Raw genomic sequence first — 20,977 nt, forward strand, 5'->3', positions numbered from 1 at the left:
TTCACGCCATCTGGCGGCGCACCAGCTCGTGCAGCCGCCCGTTCGTGTCCGCGAGCAGCTGCGCGGGCGGACCCTGCTGGGCGACCTTGCCGTCCTCCATCACGATCACGCGGTCGGCGTCCAGCACCGTGGACAGCCGGTGCGCGATGACGATGCGGGTGGCGTTGAGGGCCTTGGTCGACTCGATGACCGTGCGCTGCGTCTCGTTGTCGAGGGCGCTGGTCGCCTCGTCGAAGAAGAGGATGCGCGGGCGGCGGATCAGCGCCTGGGCGATCATCAGCCGCTGCCGCTGCCCGCCGGAGATCGCGCCGCTGCCCGAGACGATGGTGTGCAGCCCCATCGGCATCCGCTTGATGTCCTCGGCGAGCCCCGCCATCTCGGCCGCCGCCATCGCCTCCTCCGGCGTGTACGGCTCCGTGCCGCAGATGACGTCGAGGATCGAGCCGGTGAACGGCTGGGCGTGCTGGAGCACCACGCCGCACTGCCGCCGCACGGCCGACTGGTCCAGCGCCGACAGGTCCTGGCCGTCGTACAGCACACTGCCCGAGACCGGCTTGTCGAAGCCGATCAGCAGTCTGAGCAGCGTCGACTTGCCGCAGCCGCTGGGGCCGACGATCGCCACGAACTCGCCCGACCGCACGTCGAAGGACACGTCGTCGAGGACCAGGGGGCCGTCGTCGGAGTACCGGAAGGACAGCCGGCGCGCCTCGATCGAACCGGTCAGCGGGCCCGGCCGGGTGCTCGCCGTGCGCACCTCCGGCGTGGCCTCAAGCACCGGCTTGATCTCCTCGAACAGCGGCAGCGCGGCCACCGCCGACACGAACGAGCCCGTCAGCTGGGTGACCGAGGTCAGCAGCATCGTCACGGAGGTGTTGAAGGTGAGGAACGCGGCCGCCGACATCGTCCCGCGCGCCGGACCCGCCAGCAGCATGAACATCAGCAGCGTGCACACCGGCAGGTACACGGCGCCCATCACCGTGGTGAGGTTCTTGATGCGCCCCACCCGCTGCTGGAGCTCACGGCTGCGCGCGAACTGCGCCGCCCAGGCCGCGTACGCGTAGTTCTCGGCCGCCGCGACCCGCAGCTTCGGCAGACCGCGCAGCGTCTGGAACGCCTGGTTGTTCAGCTTGTTGCCGAGCACCACCAGCCGCCGCTGCCAGCGCACCTGCCACAGGCCCAGCCCCAGGAACACGGCCGCGATGACGACGAGCATGCCGATCGCCGCCAGCGCCATCGGCACGCTGTACCAGAACAGCAGCGCCAGGTTCATCGCGCCCACCGTCACCGACGACGCGACGACCGGGCCGACTCCGGCCATCAGCCGGCGGATCGCGCTGATCCCCATGGCCTGGCTCGCCAGCTCGCCGGTCGAACGCTCCGTGAAGAACTTCGTGGGCAGCCGCAGCAGCCGGTCCCACAGGGCCGGTTGGAGCGTCGCCTCGATACGGCCTTCCAGGCGCAGGATCGTCAGGTTCTGCAGCAGCATGAACGCCGCGGCCACGACACTGCTGATCATCACGGCCAGACAGAACTGCACGATCAGCCCGGTCTGGGCCTTCGGCACGAACTCGCCGAGTATCTTGCCGGTCGCGATCGGCACCAGCGCGCCGATGGCCACGGTGACCAGCCCGCTGATCAGCAGATTCGTCAGATCGCCGCCCGTGCCCCGCATGCTGAACCGCAGCAGCCGCAGCGGGCTCAGCACACGGTCGGGCAGCGGCCGGTAGAACATCACCGCACGCGGCTCGAACTCCTCCGCGTTGGCCTTCTCGATCGGTGTCTCACGGCCGGTCGCCGGATGGACGGCGACATAGCCGCCACGCCGCCACAGCAGCGCCACCGGCGCGCCCGACAGTGCCCGGTGGCCCACCAGCGGCCCTATGTTGTCCCGCCACCAACGCCCGTCCAGTCGTACGGCCCGGGTGCGCACGCGCGACGCGATGGCCACCCGCTCGACCGGGTCGAGCCGGTCGCTCTCGGTGCCGCTCTGCGCGGGCTCGGCCAGCGTGATCCCGGCCGCCTCGGCGACCAGCTTGCACGCCGCGTAGCTGGCGTCCGCGTCGGCGGCCGTCGTGCGTTTGTCGCCACGCTTGCCGATGGACGCCAGCAGCGTCTGGTCGGCCTGGGCGCGCACCGCCTCGCCGGCCCTGATGCCCTCCGCGGTGCGCGTCTCGTGGGTGCGTTCCAGCTGCTCGATCCAGCGGTCCAGCGTGGTCAGCAGGCGGTACTGCTGGTCCACCATGGACTGCCAGACCGCCGGGTCCATCAGCAGGTCGGCGGCCGCCTCCGCGCCGTACAGCTGGCCGTACTGCACGCTGCCCGGCGGCACCTGCATCCAGAAGACGTCGTCGTCGGTCACTTCGGCGGCGCGCTCGGTGGCCATCGGTGCCTGGAAGAGGATGGTCAGGCTGCGGCCGACGCCGAGCGCGAGGGCGTACTCCAGGGGGCTGGTCTGCGGCGGGACGTACTGCGGGTTGCCGTACTCGTCGTAGGACCAGGTCTGGGTGTTGGCCGGCTGGTACAGCTCGCGCAGCCCTATGCGGTGTACCACGCAGTCCCTGAGCGGGCGGGCCACCAGCGTGTGCTGGGGTCCGGCGACCGGGCCAAGCAGCAGCGAGCCCGCCTCCAGCCGGCCGAGATGGTGCCAGTGGCCCTGCTGCCCGGCGTCGACCGCGAACAGGTCCACGGCGCCGGACGCGACCAGCCACAGCACCTGCGGGCCTTCGAGGTCGAGGCGGTTGAAGCCGGCGCAGTCGATGCGCGTGCCCATCTGCCCGAGCGCGTCGAGAACGAGGTCACCCTCGTGGACGGAGGTCATCTCATCGCTCCTTGACCAGTGCCGCGTACGCGCCACCGCGCGCCACCAGCTCCTCGTGCCGCCCGCGTTCGACGATCGTGCCGTGCTGGAGCACGACGATCTCGTCGCTGTCGCGCACGGTGCTGAGCCGGTGCGCGATCACCACACAGGCGCAGCCGCGCTTGCGCAGGTTGTCCATCACGATCTGTTCGGTCTCGGCGTCCAGCGCGCTGGTCACCTCGTCGAGGACCAGGATGCTGGGGCGGCGCACCAGCGCCCGCGCGATCTCCAGGCGCTGGCGCTGCCCGCCGGAGAAGTTGCGGCCGTCCTGCTCCACCCTGCTCTGGATGCCGCCCGGGCGGCGCATGACGACGTCGTACAGCGCCGCGTCGCGCAGCGCGTCCACCACCGCCTCGTCGGGGATGGAGGGGTCCCACAGCGCCACGTTGTCGCGGATCGTGCCCTCGAAGAGGAACACCTCCTGGTCGACGAAGGAGACGGAGGCCGCGAGCGCGCCGCGCGGGATGTCCTCGATGCGCTGGTCGTCGATGCGGATGACGCCCTCCCAGGGGGCGTACAGACCCGAGATCAGCCGGGAGACCGTCGACTTCCCGCTGCCGGAGCCGCCGACCAGGGCCACCTGCTGGCCGGGGCCCACCGTCAGGTCGAAGCCCGTCAGCAGCGGCTTGTCGAGGGGGCTGTAGCCGAAGGTGATGTTCTGGAGCTCGACGTGGCCGTGCAGCCGGCGCGTCGACTCTCCGGTGCCGGGGCGGCCGTAGAGCGGGTCCGCCTCGAAGTTCTCCACGTCCTTCAGCCGGGCCACGTCGGCGGCGAAGTCCTGGATGCGGCCCGCGACGCCGTTCAGGCGGGTGATCGGGGCGGTGAAGCGGGTGACCAGGGCCTGGAAGGCGACCAGCAGACCGACGGATATGCCGCCCTCGACCGCGCGCATGCCGCCGATCCAGAGGATGAGCGCGCTGTTGAGCGTGGCGAGCGTGGGGGCGACCACGCCCAGCCAGGCGCTCGGCACCCCGAGCCGCTGCTGCTCCTCCAGCGTGGTGGCGTGCTGTCCGGCCCACTTGCGGAAGTAGCCGTCCTCGCCGCCGGTCGCCTTCATCGTCTCGATCAGCTGGAGGCCGGTGTAGGAGGTGTTGGTCAGGCGGGCGCTGTCCGCGCGCAGCTTCGCCGTACGGGTGGCCCGCAGCCGGATGACGACACGCATGGCGACGACGTTCAGCAGGGCGACGCCGATGCCGACGAAGGTGAGCTGGGGGTCGTACGTATAGAGGAGGAGCGCGTAGAGGACGACGACCACCGCGTCCACGCCCGCCGCGGCGAGGTCGCGGGCCAGCGTCTCGGACACCGCGTCGTTCGACTGGAGACGCTGCACCAGGTCGGCCGGGCTGCGCTGGGAGAAGAACGTCACCGGCAGCCGCAGCAGATGCCGCAGGAAGCGGGCGCTGGAGAGGGTGGAGGAGATGATGCGGCCGCGCAGCAGGTTCGCCTGTTGCAGCCAGGTCAGCACGAGGGTGAGCGCGACACAGGTCCCCATGGCCGCGAACAGCACGCCCAGCAGGGAGGTCTGGCCGCCGATGAGGAACATGTCGATGTAGGTGCGGCTCAGCGCGGGCACCGCCGCGCCGACCACCACCAGGAGCAGGCTCGCCAGGACGGCGGCGGGCATGGTGCCCGCGGTGCCGCGCAGCCGGGCCGGCATCGCGCCGAGCACGCCCGGCTTGCGCCCGCCCTTGCTGAAGTCCTCGCCGGGCTCCATCACCAGGACGACCCCGGTGAAGCTGCCGTCGAAGTCCTCCATGGGCACGAAGCGGCGGCCCTTGGCGGGGTCGTTGATGTACACGCCCCGGCGGCCGAAGCGGCGGCCCATGCCGTCGTAGACGACGTAGTGGTTGAACTCCCAGAACAGGACGGCCGGGGTCTTCACCTCGGCGAGGGCGGCCGTGTCCATCTGCATGCCCTTGGCCGTCAGACCGTAGCTGCGGGCCGCCTTGAGCAGGTTGCTGGCGCGCGAGCCGTCGCGGGAGACGCCGCACGCGATGCGCAGCTCCTCCAGCGGGACATGGCGGCCGTAGTGGCCGAGCACCATCGCGAGGGAGGCGGCGCCGCACTCCACGGCCTCCATCTGGAGCACGGTGGGCGTGCGGACGGTCTTCGACCTGCCCTTGGGCACGGGCCGCTTCGGCGGGGCGGAGCGGCGCCTGCCGCTGCGGGTCTCCTGCGCGGTGCTCACGGCAGCAGCCAATCGACGGGACGTTCGTCGGCCAGCTCGATCGAGGCGTCGGCCATGGTCATCGAGGTGAGGGAGAACGGCGGTCCGTCCGTGGACGACCACTTGTAGCCGCTCTTCGTGCTGGACTTCCGGTCCAGCTCGACCAGCACGGCGACCGGCCTGCCGTCCTTGGTGAACTGCTCGCCCAGCTGGTTGTCCCCGAGGAACGCGGCGATCTGCTGCGCCGACTGAGCGGAGCGGTCCACCGACTTCACCCGGCCGCGCAGGACGCCGTACTCCTGGGTGGGCACGGAGGAGACAGTGAGGTCCACGGCGGCCTTGTCGGGGATGGAGGCCGCGTTCTCGGCGGGCACGTACACCGTCGCGTAGAGCGCGTCCTTGGCATGCGCGACCTTCTCCACGGCGGCGACGTTCGCGCCGGTGGAGATGATCTGCCCGATGGTGGCGGCGAGCGCGGTGACCCGGCCCGCGGCGACCGTACGGACGACCGTGTCGCCCTTGGCGGTACGGACCTTCAGGACGGGGGAGTTCGCCGGGAGCCGCTGGCCCTGCTCGGCGAGGACCGCGGTGACCTGGCCGGCGACGGGGCTCTGCAGGATGTAGCTGCCCTGGCCGTGGGTGAGGACGGCGGGCGCGCCGACCGTGGAGGCGACCGAACCGGTCACCGCCCACACGGAGGCGGCGGCCATGACGACCACGGTCACGGAGAGCACCAGCCAGCCCTGCGGGCGGGCGAAACGCACCGGAAGGTCGAGCTCCTCCGGTGACTGGAGCTTGGCGAGGGCCTGTTGGCGGAACTGCACGGGATTTTCCCTCACCTGAGGATGACGGGAGGCCGGCTCGCGTGGTCCGGCCGTGGTGCGGATGGTGCCGTTCGGTTCACGACACCCGAAAGCCCCGGAGCCGGGGAACGGCTCCGGGACTCAGCGGTATGAAGGCGCGATCAGAGACCGGCGACCAGGCCCGAGACCGGGGCGGTGTTCAGGCCGGTGACACCCTCCACGGTGCCGACGACCGTGTCGACCAGGCCGGAAACCGGGGCGATGCCGTTGACAGCGTCGAGGGCACCGTTCACGGCGTTGACCTGGAGGCCGCCGGAGACGTTGTCGAGCTCGGCGTCGGAGATCTCGACGGTCGCAACCTGGGGGGTGGAGTTCATGATGGAACTTCCCTTCCTAATGGGTATTTCACAAGGGGGAGCGGCCCCCTCTGGGGACAGATGACGGCCGCGACCGCAGGTACCCGGCACCCGTTTCCGAAAGCCGTTCACGGCCCCTGCGGTGCGATGGATCAAAGCACGCTGCGGCTGCGCGCTTCCAATCAAACTCCTGTCTCACCAGGGCACTTTGGTCCGGGCGGCAGCGACCCGTGCAGATGTGCGCACGTCTTGGGGGCGACTTCTTCACATGCGTCACAGCATCGGCTCGGGCGGGCTGTTGCATCCGCTCGACGGGCCTTCGGACGATGCGGTGGCGAATGCGACACTCCCGCCTCAAGGGGGTGACCCTCGGTAGCTCCCTTGTGCAGAAGCCCGGCGCACGGTGACTTCGTTGAGTATTGAATGTGCAGATTCCCTGAAGCCTGGATTCCGTTCGGAATTCTCAACCGACCGTTACTGATCGGTGGCGGATCGTGTCAGCCCAGAAGCGCGTACACCGTGCTCGCGCGGGCCGCGATGTCGCCCGAACCCTCATCGGTCATCGCGATGTCGGCGAACGCCATACGGCGGCCCAGTTTGGTGACGACCGCCTCGATCAGGACATCCGAACCGATCACCGCGCGCTGGAACGACGTCGACTGCTGCACCGTCGTCATCGGCCCGTAGGCCCCGCGCGCCGCGGACACGGCGATCACGGTGGCGGTGTCGGCGGCCGCCATCAGGGCCTGCCCCGACAGGGCCCCGCCCTCCCGGGCCAGCCGGTCCGACCAGGGCATTCGCAGGATCACGCGCCGGTTCTCCACCGCCTCGACGGACAGGTCCAGGGCGAGCACCCAGGGGGCGAAGTTGGCGGAGAGGATCTTGTCGGCTTCGGCGGAGGTCATCGTCATATGGGGGATTGTTCCCGCCGCCGCAACGCCAGGCGCGGTCCTTGGCCGATTCGGTGTTTCGACTGGGGCGCGCGCAAACGGAATTGAACGCCCCGAGCGACCCGTGCGTACCCACTGCCAACCAGGCGCCCCGAACAGCTGCCGCTGAGACGGCGGCACAGACCCCGTCCCCCAGGAGGTCGAGAAGTTTGAGTCACAAGCGAATCCCGAAGCGCAAGGCCGCGATAGCCGCGGGCAGCGTGGTGGCGCTCGGAGCGGCCGCGATTCTGTTGCCGAACGCCAACGCGTCGCAGGACGGCGCGTCGGACGAGGCCGCGGCCCCCAGGACCCTGAAGTCGGCGGACGCCTCGGACCTCGCCTCGCAGCTCGCGGGCCTGCTCGGCGACGCCTTCGCCGGGTCCTACTACGACTCCGAGAGCCAGCAGCTCGTTGTCAACGTCGTCCCCGGCGACAACAACAACGTGATCGTCCAGGCGAAGAAGGCCGGCGCGAAGGTCCGCGAGGTCGAGAACAGCCTGTCCGAGCTCGCGTCCGGCGCGCAGACCCTGAAGTCCGAGGCGACCATCGCCGGCACCGCCTGGGCCGTCGACCCCAGAACGAACAAGATCCTCGTCACCGCCGACTCCACCGTCACCGGCGACAACTGGGACCAGCTGGAGTCGACCGTCCAGAGCCTCGGCTCCGGCATGGCGACCATCAAGAAGTCGGCCGGCACCTTCAAGACGTTCCTCTCCGGCGGCGACGCCATCTTCGCCGGCGGCTCACGCTGCTCCGCGGGCTTCAACGTCACCGCGGGCGACGGAACCCCCGCCTTCCTGACCGCCGGTCACTGCGGGGTGGCGGCCGAGCAGTGGTCGGACGCCGAGGGCGGTCAGCCGATCGCCACCGTCGACCAGGCCACCTTCCCCGGCGACGGCGACTTCGCGCTGGTCAAGTACGACGACCCGGCGACCGAGGCACCGAGCGAGGTGAACCTAGGCGACCAGACCCTGGCGATCAGCCAGGCGGCCGATGCCGAGGTGGGCCTCCAGGTCTTCCGGATGGGCAGCACCACCGGGCTGAGCGACGGTCAGGTCCTCGGCCTCGACGCCACCGTGAACTACCCCGAGGGCACGGTCACCGGCCTCATCCAGACCGACGTCTGTGCCGAGCCCGGCGACAGCGGCGGCTCCCTGTTCACCCAGGACGGCCTGGCGATCGGCCTCACCTCCGGCGGCAGCGGTGACTGCACGGTCGGCGGCGAGACCTTCTTCCAGCCCGTGACCACCGCACTGGAGGCGGTCGGCGCGACCCTCGGCGGTGCCGCGGGTGCCGGCGAGGAGGCCGGTGCGGGTGACGAGGCCGGCGCCGGTGAGGAAGCCGGTGCCGGTGAGGAAGCGGGCGCCGGTGAAGAGGCGGGCGCCGGTGAAGAGGCCGGTGCGGGCGAAGAGGCCGGTGCGGGCGAAGAGGCCGGTGCCGGTCAGGACGCCGGGGCCGGTCAGGAAGCCGGTGCCGGTGAAGAGGTCGGCAACGGCAACGCCGACGGCACGGGCAACGGCCTCGGTGAGATCGTCGGCAACGGCGTCGGGAACTGACGCCCTGACACCGACTGACGGATCCGAGTGATCCGGACGGACGAGAACGTGGTCCGGCCCTCCGGCGGGAGGGCCGGACCGCTTCGCGTCCGGGCCGTCAGTCCCGCGCCCGCAGCAGCAACAGCGCCACGTCGTCGACCCGCTCCCGCCGCGCCGCGCTGTGCTGGACGAGCAGATCGGCCAGCTCGTCCAAGGGGCGTTCGCCCGCCTCGGCGAGCAGCTGGCCGAGTTCGGCGAGCGCGTCCTCGATGTCGACGCCGGGTGATTCGATCAGCCCGTCCGTGTAGAGGACCAGTACGCAGCCGGGCGTGAGGTCGACCTCCGTCGTCGGATAGACGGGCGACCCGTCGATGCCCAGCAGCGGCCCACCCGCGAGATCGAGCACCCGCACCCGTCCGTCCGGCCGTCTCAGCAGCGGCGGCGGATGCCCGGCACGGGCCATCACCGCTCGCCCGTGTGCCGGATCGAGCCGTAGATACAGACAACTGGCGAACAGGTCCGAGCCGAGGTCGAGCAGCAGCCGGTTGGTGCTGCGCATGACGTCCTCCGGTGCCTGGCCCACGGTCGTGTACGCCCGTACGGCGGTCCGGAGCTGGCCCATCAGGCCGGCCGCGGTGACGTTGTGCCCCTGTACGTCCCCGATCACCGCCGCCGTCAGGCCCTGCTCCGTCGGCACCAGGTCGTAGAAGTCGCCGCCGATGTCCATCCCCTGGGTGGCGGGCAGATAGCGCGCGGCCGCCTCGACGCCGGCCAGCGGCGGCAGGGAGTGGGGGAGCAGGGCGGCCTGGAGGCCGTGCGCCAACTGGTGTTTGGCGTCGTAGAGCTGGGCCCGCTCCAGGGCCTGCGCGATCAGCCCGCCGAGGCTGGTCAGGACCGCTCGTTCGTCCGCCGGGAACGGATGCGGTTCGGCGTAGGCGAGGACACAGGTGCCGACCGGCCGGCCGGAGGCGATCAGCGGCAGATACGCCCAGGCCGCGAAGCCGTCGGGAGTCGCGCCCCGCGCCGGATACAGGCGCTCCAGCTGCTGCTGGGAGTCGAAGAACGCGGGCACCCCCGTGCTCAGGACGTGCCCGCCGGGGGTCGGTTCGGCCAGCGGCAGTCCGTCGAACCGTTCCACGATCCGCGGGTCCGGGTATCCGCGGTGCCCGAGCACGTGCAGCCGGCCCGCCCGTGATCCCAGGACGACCAGCGCCTGGCTGCCGACGGCCGGGACGATCTCGTCGGCGACCAGCTGCACCACGTCCTGCACACCCGCCGCCTCGGTGAGCGCCCCGGCCAGGCTGAGCACCTGGGAGATGGTCACCAGCCGGCCCGGAGCGTCGCCCGGCTGCGGTCCGTCGCGCCGCATCTCCGCCACCGCGCGGGCCCTGCTGATCCGCACGCTCAGCCCGGTCGTGCTCGGGTACATCCGGAACGACAGCCAGTCCCCGGGCGGGCGCAGCGCCACGAAGGAGGTGGTCTGCTGGCTCATCAGCGCCGCCCGGTAGCGGTCCTCGTACACGGGGTCGTTGAGCCAGGGCACCGACGCCCACAGCTGGTTGCCGAGCAGCCGGGTCACCGGGACACCGAGCAGCTCGGCCGCCGCGGGATTGGCGAAGCTGATCCGGCCGTGCAGATCGAGCGAGCACAGCCCGTACGGCAGCCGCGACACCATCCGCGCCGCCTCCACCGTGCCGAGCGTGCCGGCCGCACCGCTGAAGGCCGGCCCGGCGATGAGGTCCGGCTCCGGCAGCGGTGGGCGGCTCTCCTCCCTGGCACGTTCCAGCCGTACCGCGAGCCGTCGGCAGGCGGCGCTCAGATGGTCCCGCTCCCGGTCCGACAGCTCCGGGGGGTGTGCGCCGGGCCAGGTCACGAAGATCGCGCCGTAGGCGTTGGACTCGGTGGCCACGGGCAGCGCGGCCAGGGCGAACGGGTAGGGCAGGACGACGGCGATCCGCGGGTACCGGGCCGCCATGTCCTCCTCGCCCCTGACCCAGACGAGCCGCCGCTCACGCACCGCCTCGGCGACCGGGATCGGCGCGCTCAGCCCGACCCGCTCCCACGGCGCCGCGAAGGCCCGGGGCAGCCCCGCCATGACCGCCATCTCCAGCACGGGTTCGTCGTTGGCCAGCAGGTACACGGCCCCCGAATGCGCGTTGACCTCGTCCATCATCGAGGCCAGAGCCAGCGACAGCAGCGGCCGGCCGACCCGAGTCCGCGTGGCGGCCGGCGCCTGCGCGGACGTCTGCCCGTCGGACAAGCCGACCACCTCCTCCGCCGGGCCGCGCGCAAGGTCCAGGGCTTCAAATCTCCCTCCTGAGGGCCTGTCGCGCACGGCGAGCGGCACCGGGACAGGGCCTGCCTCACGCCCGCGCCCGCGCCGTGCGGGCGGCGCGCGTACCCCCCGATCGCGAGCCCATTCCCCCACAGTCGATGCGCGACCCCGGCGTACAAGCGCCTCGCGTGCGCCCCCGCGCACCCTGATGGCCGGATCTTCGCGCCCGCAGACGGTCACGGACGCCAACAATGGGGCACGCGTTCAAGACCATGAACGTGGCGAACGGCGGGCTGGAGGGGGCAGCAGTGATCCGGGTCCTTGTGGTGCACGACGCGTGTCTGGTGCGATCGGTGCTGGCGGAGTGGCTGAGCCGAGCACCCGACCTGGAGGTGTACGACGCCCCCTGGCGCAGGGCGCCCGCCCGCGTGCGCTCCGTGCGACCGGACGTGTGCGCGGTGGACCTGGAGTGCTCGGACGCGTACGGCATCCCGCCGCTCGCCGAGCTGCGCGTGCGGGAGGCGGGCCGGACGCCGCCGCACCTGTTGGTGCTGGCCAGTGTGAACCGGCCGGGGCTGCTGAAGCGTGCCCTGGAGGCGGGGGCGCTCGGCTACGTGGACAAGGAGGGCTCGCCGGACCGTCTGGTGCGCGGCATCCGGCGCGTCGCCGAGGGGGAACGTTTCGTCGACGACTCGCTGGGCTTCGCCTTCCTGAAGGCCGCCGAGATGCCGCTGACCCGGCGGGAGCTCAGCGTGTTATCCCTCGCGGCGGAGGGAGCCTCCGTCGCGGAGATCGCCGGGAGCCTGCACCTGTCCCACGGGACCGTGCGCAACTACATGGCGGCCATCACCCGCAAGACCGGGGCCCGCAACCGCATCGACGCCATCCGGATCTCCCAGGGCGAGGGCTGGCTCTGACGGCCTCCGCGGCAGGGGAGTCCAGCCGCCGACGAGTGCGCGATAGCGCGCCGAGCACCGGACGAGCTCGTCATGGGTTCCGTACGCCGTGGCGCGGCCGTCCAGCATCAGCACCCGGTCGGCGCGGCGGGCCGAGCTGATGCGGTGGGCGACGACGACCAGGGTGCCGCCGGGGCGGGCCGCGAAGGCGTGCTCCGCGCGCGCCTCGGCCCCGGGATCGAGGTGACAGGTCGCCTCGTCGAGCAGCGCGAGCGGCGCGAGCGAAAGGTGGGCCCGGGTCAGCGCGATCAGCTGCCGCTCGCCCGCGGACAGCGCCGCGGGGTCCACCCGGCCCCGCGGCCCGCCCAGCGCTTCGAGCAGCGGGGCCAGTCCCACCGCCTCGGCGGCCGCGAGCAACTCCGCCTCGGGGACGGGGTCCGGTCGCAGATGGGCGAGGTTCTCGGCGAGGCTGCCGCTGAACACGTACGCCTCTTGTGGGATGAGGACCCGGCTCGCGAGCGCCTGTGGCGTGGGCGCCGCGTTTCCGTGTACCCGGATCGTGCCGGACCGGGGCTCCAGCAGCCCGGCCACCAGTGCCGTCAGGGTGGACTTCCCGATGCCGCTCGGTCCGACGACGGCCAGGTGGGCGCCGGACGGGAGGGTGAGGTCGAGGTCCTCGATCACGGGGGCCGCGGTGGGGCCGTAGGCGAAGGTGACGGAGGTGAGGGTGAGCGCGCCGCGCTGCGCCGGCAGTGCCGCGCCCTGCCGTCGATCGTCCGCGAGCCCGTCGTGGCCGGTCGCGCCCGCGCGGCGGCGCCGCGTGTGCCTCGGCTGCCCCGTGTCCCTTCGAAGCGCTGCCGGATCACCGTCTGCCCCTTCCGGCGCCAGCCGCCGTAGCACCACCGCCAGGCGGGAACCGCTGGTGCCCAGGCCGTGGACCAGGTTGTGCAGGGCGGGGAGCAGGGACTGCGTGACGTAGGCCAGGGCGCCGAGGAGGGCGCCGGTGGTGACGCCCTGGCGCAGGAGCCAGGGCGCCGTGGCGAGGAGCAGCACGACCGGGATCCGGCCGCCCAGGGCGAGAGCGGCAACGCGCAGCACGCCGAAGCGGGCGAGGGCGCGGGCGGCCCGCAGTTCGGCGTCCACCAGGTCCCCGGCGGCGGCGGCCGTGCGCTCCTCGGCGCCGGACGCCGTGATGTCCCGCAGCCCCGGGCAGACGGCGCCGAGGCGGTCGGCCAGGGCCTCGTCGGCCGTGAGGAACACCTCCTGCCGGCGGGCCAGCGGGCGCAGCGTCGCCGCGAACAGGCCCACCCCCGCGGCCAGGGGAGGCAGCACGACGAGTAGCAGCAGCGGCGCGAGCGAGAACAGGCCGACCAGCGCGCCCACCGCGGTGAACACGAACGACCGCGACACCATCACCAGCCCCGCGAAGGTGTCCCGCGCGATCTCCACCTGCTGGGTGAGCCCGGACAGCGCCCCCCGGTCCGCCTCCCGGACCCCACGCTCGACCACCCGCGTCACGAGCCGGTCGCGGAGCGGTTCGACCAGCGCCGCGACCGCCGCGTACACCCGGGCCGTGCCGTACGCGCCGAGGACGACACCGAGCCCGGCGACGCCGAGCCAGCCGAGCCCGACCTCCGTCCGGCCCTGGAGGAACCCGTCGTCCAGGGCGCGGGCCGGGGCGTATCCGATGAGGAAGCTCTGCCCCGTCTCCAGCACGGACCAGACGCCGAGCCGCACCAGAACCCGCCACCGGGACCGCAGGAAGCGCAGCCCGCGCGGGTAGAGCCCGCCGGTCGTGCCGGTCCGGCCGCTCATGGGCACGCCTCTTCCGCCGAGGCCGTCGAGGCCGTTCCCGTGAACGCCTCCCGGTACGCCGCCGTCCCCCACAGCTCCTCGTGCCGCCCCAACGCCCGCACCCGCCCGCCGTCCAGCCAGGCCACCGCGTCGGCGCGGGCCGCCGTGGCCGCCCGGTGCGCGACCAGGAGGCGGGTGGCCGACGAGCCGCCGCCGGCCAGGGCCTCGGTGACGCGGGCCTCGGTCACCGTGTCGAGGCTGGACAGCGCGTCGTCGAGGATCAGCAGGCGGCCGCGCCGGGCGAACGCCCGGGCCAGTCCGAGCCGTTGGGACTCGCCGCCGGAGCGCGGGGCGTCGGCCAGGGCGGTGGCGTAGCCGTGCGGCAGACGGCGCACGAAATCGTCCGCGTCGGCGGTGCGGGCCGCCTCCCGCAGGTGCGTGCGGGAGAGGGGCGGCAGACCGAGCGCGATCGCTTCCTCGACGGTGCCGCCCAGCAGGACGGGGCGCTCGAAGGCGTAGGCGACCGCCCGGCGCAGGTCGTCGTGGGTCAGCTCGCTCAGCGGGACGCCGTCGAGCAGGACCTCGCCGTCGTCCGGGTCGGTCAGCCGCCCGGCGATCGCGGCGAGCAGTGACTTGCCCGCGCCGGAGCGGCCCACGACGGCGAGGGTGGTCCCGCCGGGGACGACCAGGTCGATCCCGGACAGCACGGTGTGCCCCCCGCGCCGGGCCGTCACGCCGCGCAGCTCCAGCCGGCCGGGGCCCGGCGGAAGTCGGCGGCCGCCATGGGCCGGGGCCGGCTCGGCCGCGACCTCACCGAGCCGTCCCGCCGCCGCCCGGGCCCGGGCCACGCCCGCGAGGTGGGCGACCAGCATGCCGACGCCGGTCGCCAGCACCGCGTAGCGGGACGCGGCGAGCAACTCGCCGACGGACAGCCGGTGTCGGGCGAGCAGGACACCCGCGACGGCGACGACGCCCAGCTGGAGCAGCGGGGCCACGGCGACCGCCTGGGCCGAGGCCCGGCCCTGCACCTGCCACATGCGGTGCCCGGCGCGGGAGAGTTCGGGCAGCGGCCGCAGGATCCGCGCCGTCTCCCGGTCCGCCGTACCGGCCGCCCGGATGGTGCGGTGGCCGTCGACGGCCTCGGCGAGCGCGGCCGCGATCCTGCCCTGTTCTTGCTGGTAGCGCGTCTCGCACCGGGAGGTGTCGCGGGCGAAGGCCCGTAGCAGGGCGGCCAGTACCGGCGCCCCGGCGAGGAACACGACCGCGAGCCATACGTCGATCAGGGCCAGGGCGACGACGCCCCCGACCGGCCCGGCGAACGCGGCGAGCAGCGCGGCACGGGCGCCCGGCGCCGTGCCGGCCTGCGCGGCGTTGCCGACGAGCCGCGCGACCAGGTCGCCGGCCCCGAAGCGGGCGGTGACCGCGGGGCCCACCGCCAGAACGTGCCGGATCAGCCGGCGCCGCAGCCAGGCCGTGGTCCGGGCGTCGACCGTGCCGGCGAGGACGCTCTGGCAGCCGTCGAGCAGGGCGAGCGACAGGACGAGCCCGGCGCAGCACAGCACCCAGCCCGTCGCCGGGGCCCGCGCCAGCAGGAGGTCCAGGGTGCGGCCGAGCGCGGCGGGCAGCAGCAGCCCGGCCCCGGTCGCGGCCGTGCTCACCAGGCACAGGGCCGCGGTACGGGTACCGCTGTGCCGGGTGGCCTTACGCAGCAGCGCCCGGGACGGGGCGGCGGCAGAAGTCGGAGTCGTCATACGGCTGCGGCCTCGCTCCCTCGTCCGGGCAAGGGCCCCGGGCGGCCCCTCCCGTGCGGGAGGGAGACCGGCCGGGGCCGCGAGCTCATCAGATCTGTCAGAGACAGAGCGTGATGCTCGCCTGGCTGGCGCACAGCAACAGGCTCGCCACGCTCCCGCCGCCGGTGTACTCCTCGGTCTCCATCGTCTGCAGGTCGAGCAGTGCCATCTCGTTGTCCTCTCATTCCGTGGGGACGGGGTTGTGCCACGGCTCCGTCAGATTGCGGAGCCGCGTTCTCGGGGCCGCGGTGGCGGCGGGAGGAAGGGCAGATGGGCCGGGGCCGCGCCGCCCGCGTCGGCGGCGAGGGCCGCTCCGAGCGCGAGCAGGCAGCCGGCCGTTCCGGTGCCCAGGTCCATGGAGAGACGCATCATCTGGTGCCCGGGGAAGGCCAGTTGGCCCTGGTAGGACATCGCGTACCAGCCGAGCCCGGCGATCTGCCCGGCCAGCCGGTCCGCGTCCGCGCCCGGTGCCGTCGTGCGGCTGAGGTGGAGGATCATCCCGGCACGTCCCTGGAAGAGGCCGGGCTGAGCGTAGAAGCGGGAGGTGGCGGCGGTGAGGATGCCGGAGCGGGCCTGCTCGAAGGCGCCGGTGCCGTCATTCGCGTGCGCGAGGTAGTCGTCGAGGACCATCCCCACCCCGACACTTCCGTCCCCCAGATACGGCATGGTCCGCCAGCCCTCGTCGACCTCCAGCGAGCCGCCCTTCTGCTCGACGCAGCACGCCAGGTCCTGACGCAGCGCCGCACCGGCCGCGTCCAGCAGCCCGCGGTCGCCGGTCCGTTCGTACTGGCGCAGCAGGAACAGCGCCGGACCGCTCGCTCCCCTCATCAGCCCGGCGCGCGGCCGGGGCCCGGACGGGGCCGGTGCCGCGAGGCGCCGTACGAGGATGTCCGCGGCCTGCGCCGCTCGCTCGCGCAGCTCGGGCTCGCCCGTGGCGTCCGCGAGGGCGCCGAGGACCAGACCCAGTCCGGCGAGCCCGCCGCGCAGGTCGGAGGAGAGGCGCTGCCACCTCTCGTTCAGGATCGTGTCGACCAGGTCCAGGGCGCGCTGCCGGTGCCCGAGCAGGTCCAGGACGTGGGCCACGCCCGCCAGTCCGTCGTACAGGCCCAGCGGGGAGCCGATCGGTGGCGGGCCGGTGCGGTCGAGCAGCCAGCGCTCGCCCTCGTCGTAGCGCTCGGCGCCGGTCGCGGCGAGGGCGTACAGCACGCCGGCCGCGCCGTGCGCCAGGCCCAGCCCGCCGCCGTCGGAGAACTGCGCGACGTCGCCGGGAAAGAGCCGGTCCTCGCGCTCCGGAGTGGCCGAGGCGAGCAGCGCCTTGACCATCGAGTCGCGGCTGTAGGGCCAGTCGCCGGGCTCGACGAACGACGCGGGGAGCGGGCGGGCCGTGGAAGTGCGGGACCCCGTGGTCCCACCCGCGTCAGCCACTTCACGCGCCGCCCCGTCAGGACCGGGCCCGGGCACGTCCCGGCAGATCTCGGCGACCGCCTCGTCCAGGAACCGCCGCGGCACGTCCGGGAACTGACCGGCGATCACGTCCGCCAGGTGCGCCGCCTTGTCGCGGTCCACCACGAACAGCGAGGTGATGGGCAGGAACATCGCCAGCCGCAGACAGGCCAGCGCGTAGCGGTCCACGTCCGCGCCCCTGCGGTCGGCCGGGGCCAGGAAGCCGGGGTGGGCGACGACCTGACGGCCGTTCTCCCCGACCGGGGCCGCCGCCTCGAAGTCGAGCAGGACCACCGACTCGTCGTCGGGGGCGACCATGACGTTGAAGACGTGCAGGTCGTTGAAGACGATCCCGCGCGCGTGCACCGCCTCCACCGCACGCTCGACCGCCCGGTGGATCCGCAGCGCCCAGGCCGTGTAGTCGGCCACGGCACCCGGATCGGGGTCCGGGCCGATCAGCGGATGCCGTTCGGCGAAGAAGGAGTTGAGAGGGCGTCCCTCCACGAAGTCCATGACCAGGAAGCTGTGGTCGCCGAGCTGGAACCGGTCGCGCACCTCGGGCACCACGCCGGTGCCCGCCAGCCGCTCCAGGGCGTACCGCTCCCGCTCCAGCCGGGCCACGGCGTCCGCGCCGTCGGCGGCGAGGCCCGCGTGCGGCCGGCCCTCCTTCAGGACGACCTTGCGGCCGTCCCGGGTGTCGGTGCCCGCGTACACCCCGCCGCCGTTGGAGAAGTGCAGTGCCTTCTCTATGCGGTACGGCAGTTCGCCGACCGTCGTGGCGTTGCGGGCCGCCAGCTGCGGCGCGAGGAAGGCGGGCAGCGTCACCCACTCGGGCACCTGGAAGGACGGCGCCCGCAGGTCCGGCACCAACTGCCCCGCACCGTCCCGCACCGCCGGCACCAGCGAACCGCGCTCGTCGACGACGAAGAGGCGGGCGAACGCGCCGTACCGGACGTACAGCGGCCCTTCCTCCCAGCGCAGATCGGTGAGGATGTACGGCCCCTCGAACCCTTCCAGCAGCCGGCCCAGCTCGCGCAGCACCAGGTGGAGCTGCTCCTCGTCGGCCGGGTAGACGGTGACGAACTTGCCGCTGGAGTCGCGGCCCGCGTACTTGGCGTTGCGCAGGTGCAGCAGGTGCGGGCCGGGAACGAACTTGAACGCGATGCCCCGCGGCACGCAGTAGTCCCACACGATCCGCGCGATCTTCCCCGCGTTCGCCAGGGTGGCCGAGGCATGGATCTTCCAGCCCTGGGCCGGGCCCGGCAGGGGGGCGCCGTCCGGGCCGACCGGCGTCAGCGTCAGCCAGTCGCCGATCCGCGCCGACGTCCAGCCCTCGGGGATCTCGCGCCGTGCCGCCTCGTACAGCCGCCCGGTTCCGTGCCGGTCGGCGGACAGCCGGTCCGGTGTCTCGTAGAAGTGCGGGTCGGCGAGCGCGTACACCTCGTAGCGCTTGTCCATTCGTCCCCCCTCCGCTGGCCCGGCACCGAGACTTCCAGCGATGCTGCGGCTACGGACAGTCACGGCTGTCACGAGATCACCGTGCGGAACGCATGCGTCAAGTCATGTTCGGTGCGTTTCGAGCATCGGGCCCCTTCGCTCCACGGAACGCTCACAGGGGCTGCGCGGGTGTCTCATAAGCGCTGTAATGGCGGACGTGGTCGGTGAGGGCGCCGCGGAACGCGGAACGAGAAGGCTGCGTGCCGAAGTTGCCCTGAGGACGGTCCTCGCCGACCCGCAGTCGCCGCAGCGACTGCGCCGGGTGCTGGAACAGGCACTCGTCTTCAGCGGCGCGGCACTCGCCGCCGTGTACGCGCCGGGCGAGGACGAGGATTTGCTGTGCCTGGTCGAGTCCGCCGGTGTGCCGAGGACGCTCTACGGGCTGCGCGACAGCTACCCCCGCGCCGGCCGGTCCGCCGCGGCCGGCGCCCTGCGCACCGGAAACCCGGTGTGGCTCGGCCCGGCGGAACTGGCCGCCGGCGCGGAGTCCCGCCGAGCACCGGCCCGGGACTTCTTCGTGGCGGCCCTGCCCACCCCCGGCGACGAGGGCGGCGGTGGCTGCCTGCTGGCCGTGAGCGAGCGCCCCGGCGGCTTCGACGCCGACGATCGCGCGTGCCTGGAGCTGGTCGCCGAGGCCGTGGCCCTCCCCGCCCTGCCCGCCCCGGCCGAAGGGGGCGAGCTGCGGGCGAACGCGTTCAGCCTCGCCATGGACACCGGCCGGGTCGAGGTCGGCGACGACATCCTGGCGCTGTTCGGCCTCGGCCCGGACGCGTTCGACGGCAAGGTCGAGACCCTGCTGAGCCTGACCGTCCCGGAGGACCTGCCGTCGCTGATGTCCGTCGTCGAGGCCGGTCACATGTCGCTCGGCGAGCGCGAACTGGAGTTCCGGGTCGTGCGGCCGGCCGGCCCGCCCAGGTGGCTCAGGCTGCGCGGCCGCCTCCTGCCCGGCGGCGAGGGCCTGCCCGCCCGCCTCGTCGGCACCGTCGCCGACGCCGCCACCCTGCGCGCCGAGGTCACCGACGTGGCCCGCGTCCAGCGGCTCGCCGCCGCGCTGGCCACCGCAGGCACCGTCCGCGACGTCAGCCACGCCGTGGTCACCGCCCTGCGGGGGCCGCTGCGCGCCGACCGCATGGCGCTCGCCGAGCTGGAGAACGACCGCCTCGTCGTCACCGTCCTCGACCCGCCCGACCCCGAGTCCTGGCCGCAGCTGTGGCGCCTGGAGTGGCGTACCGAATGGCCCGACGCGCCCGTGCGCGCCATGCCCACCCTCGCCGCCGCCCTGCGCGAGGGCCGCGCCCAGATCTGGCCCGCGGGCGCCCCGCTGGAACCGGCCCTCGCCGACGTCGGCCCCGGCGGCCTGGCCGTCCTGCCGCTGCCCGCCGGGGGCCGCATGGCCGGTGCCTGTCTGATCGGCTGGGACGCCCCGCACGACTTCGGTCCCGACGAACGCGCCCTGCTCACCGCGTCCGCGGGCCTCGCAGGCCAGGCCCTGTCACGCGCCCACGCCTTCGACGCCGAGCACGAACTCGTCGGCATGCTCCAGCGCCAGCTGCTGCCGCGCCGCCTGCCCCGGCTGCCCGGCGCGGAGGCCGTCGCACGCTATCTGCCCACCACGGCGGGTCTGGAGGTCGGCGGCGACTGGTACGACGTGATCCCGCTGCCCGACAACCATGTGGCCCTCGTCATCGGCGACGTCCAGGGCCACAGCGCGGCCGCCGCCACCCTCATGGGCCAGATGCGCACCGCGCTGCGCGCCTACGCCGCCGAGGGACACCCGCCGGACGTGGTGGTCCACCACGCCAACCGCCTCCTCATGGACATGGAGACCGACCTCTTCGCCACCTGCGCCTACGTCGACGTCGACCTGGAGGAGGGCTCCGCCTGGTGCGTGCGCGCCGGCCATCTCCCGCCGGTGCTGCGGCACCCGGACGGAACCACCGAGATCGCCGAGGCCGAGGGCGGCCCGCCGCTCGGCGTACTGCGCCAGGCCGACTTCCCGATGAGCCCGCTCGGGCTCCGCCCCGGCACCGTGGTCGCCCTCACCACCGACGGCCTCGTCGAGTCCGCCGACGCCGACATCGACACCGGCATGGACCGGCTCGCCCGCGATCTCACCCGCTCCGACCCGGCCCACCTCGGCCTCGTCGCCGACGCGTTGCTCGTGGGCGCACGCCGCAGTGACGACATCGCCCTGCTGCTGATGCGCTACGACGGCATGGCCGTACGCCCGCTCCGGGAGAGCTGGACGGTGTGGCGCGTCCCCCAGGCCGTCGGCCACGCCCGCCGGTTCACCCGGCGCACCCTGCGCACCTGGGGCGTGCCGCCGCCGGACCGGGACGCCGTACTGCTCGTCGTCTCCGAACTCGTCACCAACGCCCTCGTGCACACCGACGGCCGGGTCCGCCTCGACCTCACCCTCGTCAACCGTCGGTTGCGCGTGGCGGTCGCCGACTCCTCGCCCCGCACCCCGGTCAAGCCGGCCGGCATCGGCTGGGAGGCCACCGGCGGCCGGGGGATCCTCCTCGTCGAGGCCATGGCGGCGGAGTGGGGAACGGTCCCGGTCAGTGGCGGAAAACAGGTGTGGTGCGAGATCGCGCTCGGCGGCTGAGACCGGACAACGGTCGACGGCCGCCGC

Annotated in this window: 12 protein-coding genes and 1 pseudogene; 3 read left to right on the top strand and 10 right to left on the bottom strand. The window is 73.3% G+C overall.

Features of this window, described 5'->3' with window-relative positions:
- Nucleotide 1 precedes the first annotated feature (1 nt).
- The 5 genes from ACFU95_RS13505 to ACFU95_RS13525 all read right to left on the bottom strand — a co-directional run bounded on the left by ACFU95_RS13505 (nt 2) and on the right by ACFU95_RS13525 (nt 7,094).
- Nucleotides 2–2,818 (bottom strand): NHLP bacteriocin export ABC transporter permease/ATPase subunit, encoded by a 2,817-nt coding sequence (locus ACFU95_RS13505; RefSeq protein ID WP_383826269.1) that lies wholly within the window; start codon nt 2,816–2,818, stop codon nt 2–4.
- A 1-nt stretch (nt 2,819) separates the two neighbouring features.
- Nucleotides 2,820–5,045 (bottom strand): NHLP family bacteriocin export ABC transporter peptidase/permease/ATPase subunit, encoded by a 2,226-nt coding sequence (locus ACFU95_RS13510; RefSeq protein ID WP_383826272.1) that lies wholly within the window; start codon nt 5,043–5,045, stop codon nt 2,820–2,822.
- Nucleotides 5,042–5,848 carry an HlyD family efflux transporter periplasmic adaptor subunit gene (locus tag ACFU95_RS13515; RefSeq protein ID WP_383826274.1) on the bottom strand — a complete coding sequence of 269 codons (807 nt, stop codon included), beginning with the start codon at nt 5,846–5,848 and terminating at the stop codon, nt 5,042–5,044. Before ACFU95_RS13515 ends, ACFU95_RS13510 begins: the two co-directional genes overlap by 4 nt.
- Nucleotides 5,849–5,988: 140 nt before the next feature.
- Complete coding sequence (locus ACFU95_RS13520; protein WP_030052098.1) at nt 5,989–6,204, bottom strand: hypothetical protein; 216 nt, start codon at nt 6,202–6,204, stop codon at nt 5,989–5,991.
- A gap of 476 nt (nt 6,205–6,680) precedes the next feature.
- On the bottom strand, nt 6,681–7,094 hold the full coding sequence (locus tag ACFU95_RS13525) for a PaaI family thioesterase (RefSeq protein WP_383826277.1): 414 nt from the start codon (nt 7,092–7,094) through the stop codon (nt 6,681–6,683).
- 188 nt (nt 7,095–7,282) lie between these two features.
- Here ACFU95_RS13525 and ACFU95_RS13530 point away from each other — a divergent pair, with 188 nt between their 5' ends.
- The gene (locus tag ACFU95_RS13530) at nt 7,283–8,668 is read left to right on the top strand and encodes a S1 family peptidase (RefSeq protein ID WP_383826280.1); all 1,386 of its coding nucleotides are present in this window, start codon (nt 7,283–7,285) and stop codon (nt 8,666–8,668) included.
- Nucleotides 8,669–8,765: 97 nt separating this feature from the next.
- Here ACFU95_RS13530 and ACFU95_RS13535 read toward each other — a convergent pair whose 3' ends face one another.
- Nucleotides 8,766–10,916: a SpoIIE family protein phosphatase gene (locus ACFU95_RS13535; protein ID WP_383826283.1), complete on the bottom strand. Its 2,151-nt coding sequence runs from the start codon at nt 10,914–10,916 to the stop codon at nt 8,766–8,768.
- Between the two features lie 278 nt (nt 10,917–11,194).
- Here ACFU95_RS13535 and ACFU95_RS13540 point away from each other — a divergent pair.
- Nucleotides 11,195–11,755, top strand: a pseudogene (locus ACFU95_RS13540) (LuxR C-terminal-related transcriptional regulator); the annotation flags it as partial.
- Here the strand turns inward: ACFU95_RS13540 and ACFU95_RS13545 are convergent.
- The 4 genes from ACFU95_RS13545 to lanKC all read right to left on the bottom strand — a co-directional run bounded on the left by ACFU95_RS13545 (nt 11,678) and on the right by lanKC (nt 18,303).
- Nucleotides 11,678–13,633, bottom strand: coding sequence for an ATP-binding cassette domain-containing protein (locus tag ACFU95_RS13545; protein WP_383826285.1), 1,956 nt, complete (start codon nt 13,631–13,633; stop codon nt 11,678–11,680). The pseudogene ACFU95_RS13540 and the gene ACFU95_RS13545 sit on opposite strands and share 78 nt — an antisense overlap.
- Nucleotides 13,630–15,363 carry an ABC transporter ATP-binding protein gene (locus ACFU95_RS13550; protein WP_383826288.1) on the bottom strand — a complete coding sequence of 578 codons (1,734 nt, stop codon included), beginning with the start codon at nt 15,361–15,363 and terminating at the stop codon, nt 13,630–13,632. The genes ACFU95_RS13545 and ACFU95_RS13550 overlap by 4 nt, the downstream gene beginning before the upstream one ends.
- Nucleotides 15,364–15,460: 97 nt before the next feature.
- Nucleotides 15,461–15,571, bottom strand: a complete 111-nt coding sequence (locus ACFU95_RS13555; RefSeq protein WP_048578973.1) for a SapB/AmfS family lanthipeptide — start codon at nt 15,569–15,571, stop codon at nt 15,461–15,463.
- A gap of 47 nt (nt 15,572–15,618) precedes the next feature.
- Nucleotides 15,619–18,303, bottom strand: coding sequence for a class III lanthionine synthetase LanKC (lanKC, locus tag ACFU95_RS13560; protein ID WP_383826293.1), 2,685 nt, complete (start codon nt 18,301–18,303; stop codon nt 15,619–15,621).
- Between the two features lie 187 nt (nt 18,304–18,490).
- Between lanKC and ACFU95_RS13565 the strand changes: the two genes are divergently transcribed.
- Nucleotides 18,491–20,950: a SpoIIE family protein phosphatase gene (locus ACFU95_RS13565; protein ID WP_383826295.1), complete on the top strand. Its 2,460-nt coding sequence runs from the start codon at nt 18,491–18,493 to the stop codon at nt 20,948–20,950.
- Nucleotides 20,951–20,977 lie beyond the last annotated feature (27 nt).

The sequence above is a fragment of the Streptomyces sp. NPDC057623 genome, from assembly GCF_042800355.1.
In the GTDB taxonomy this organism is placed as follows: Bacteria; Actinomycetota; Actinomycetes; order Streptomycetales; family Streptomycetaceae; genus Streptomyces.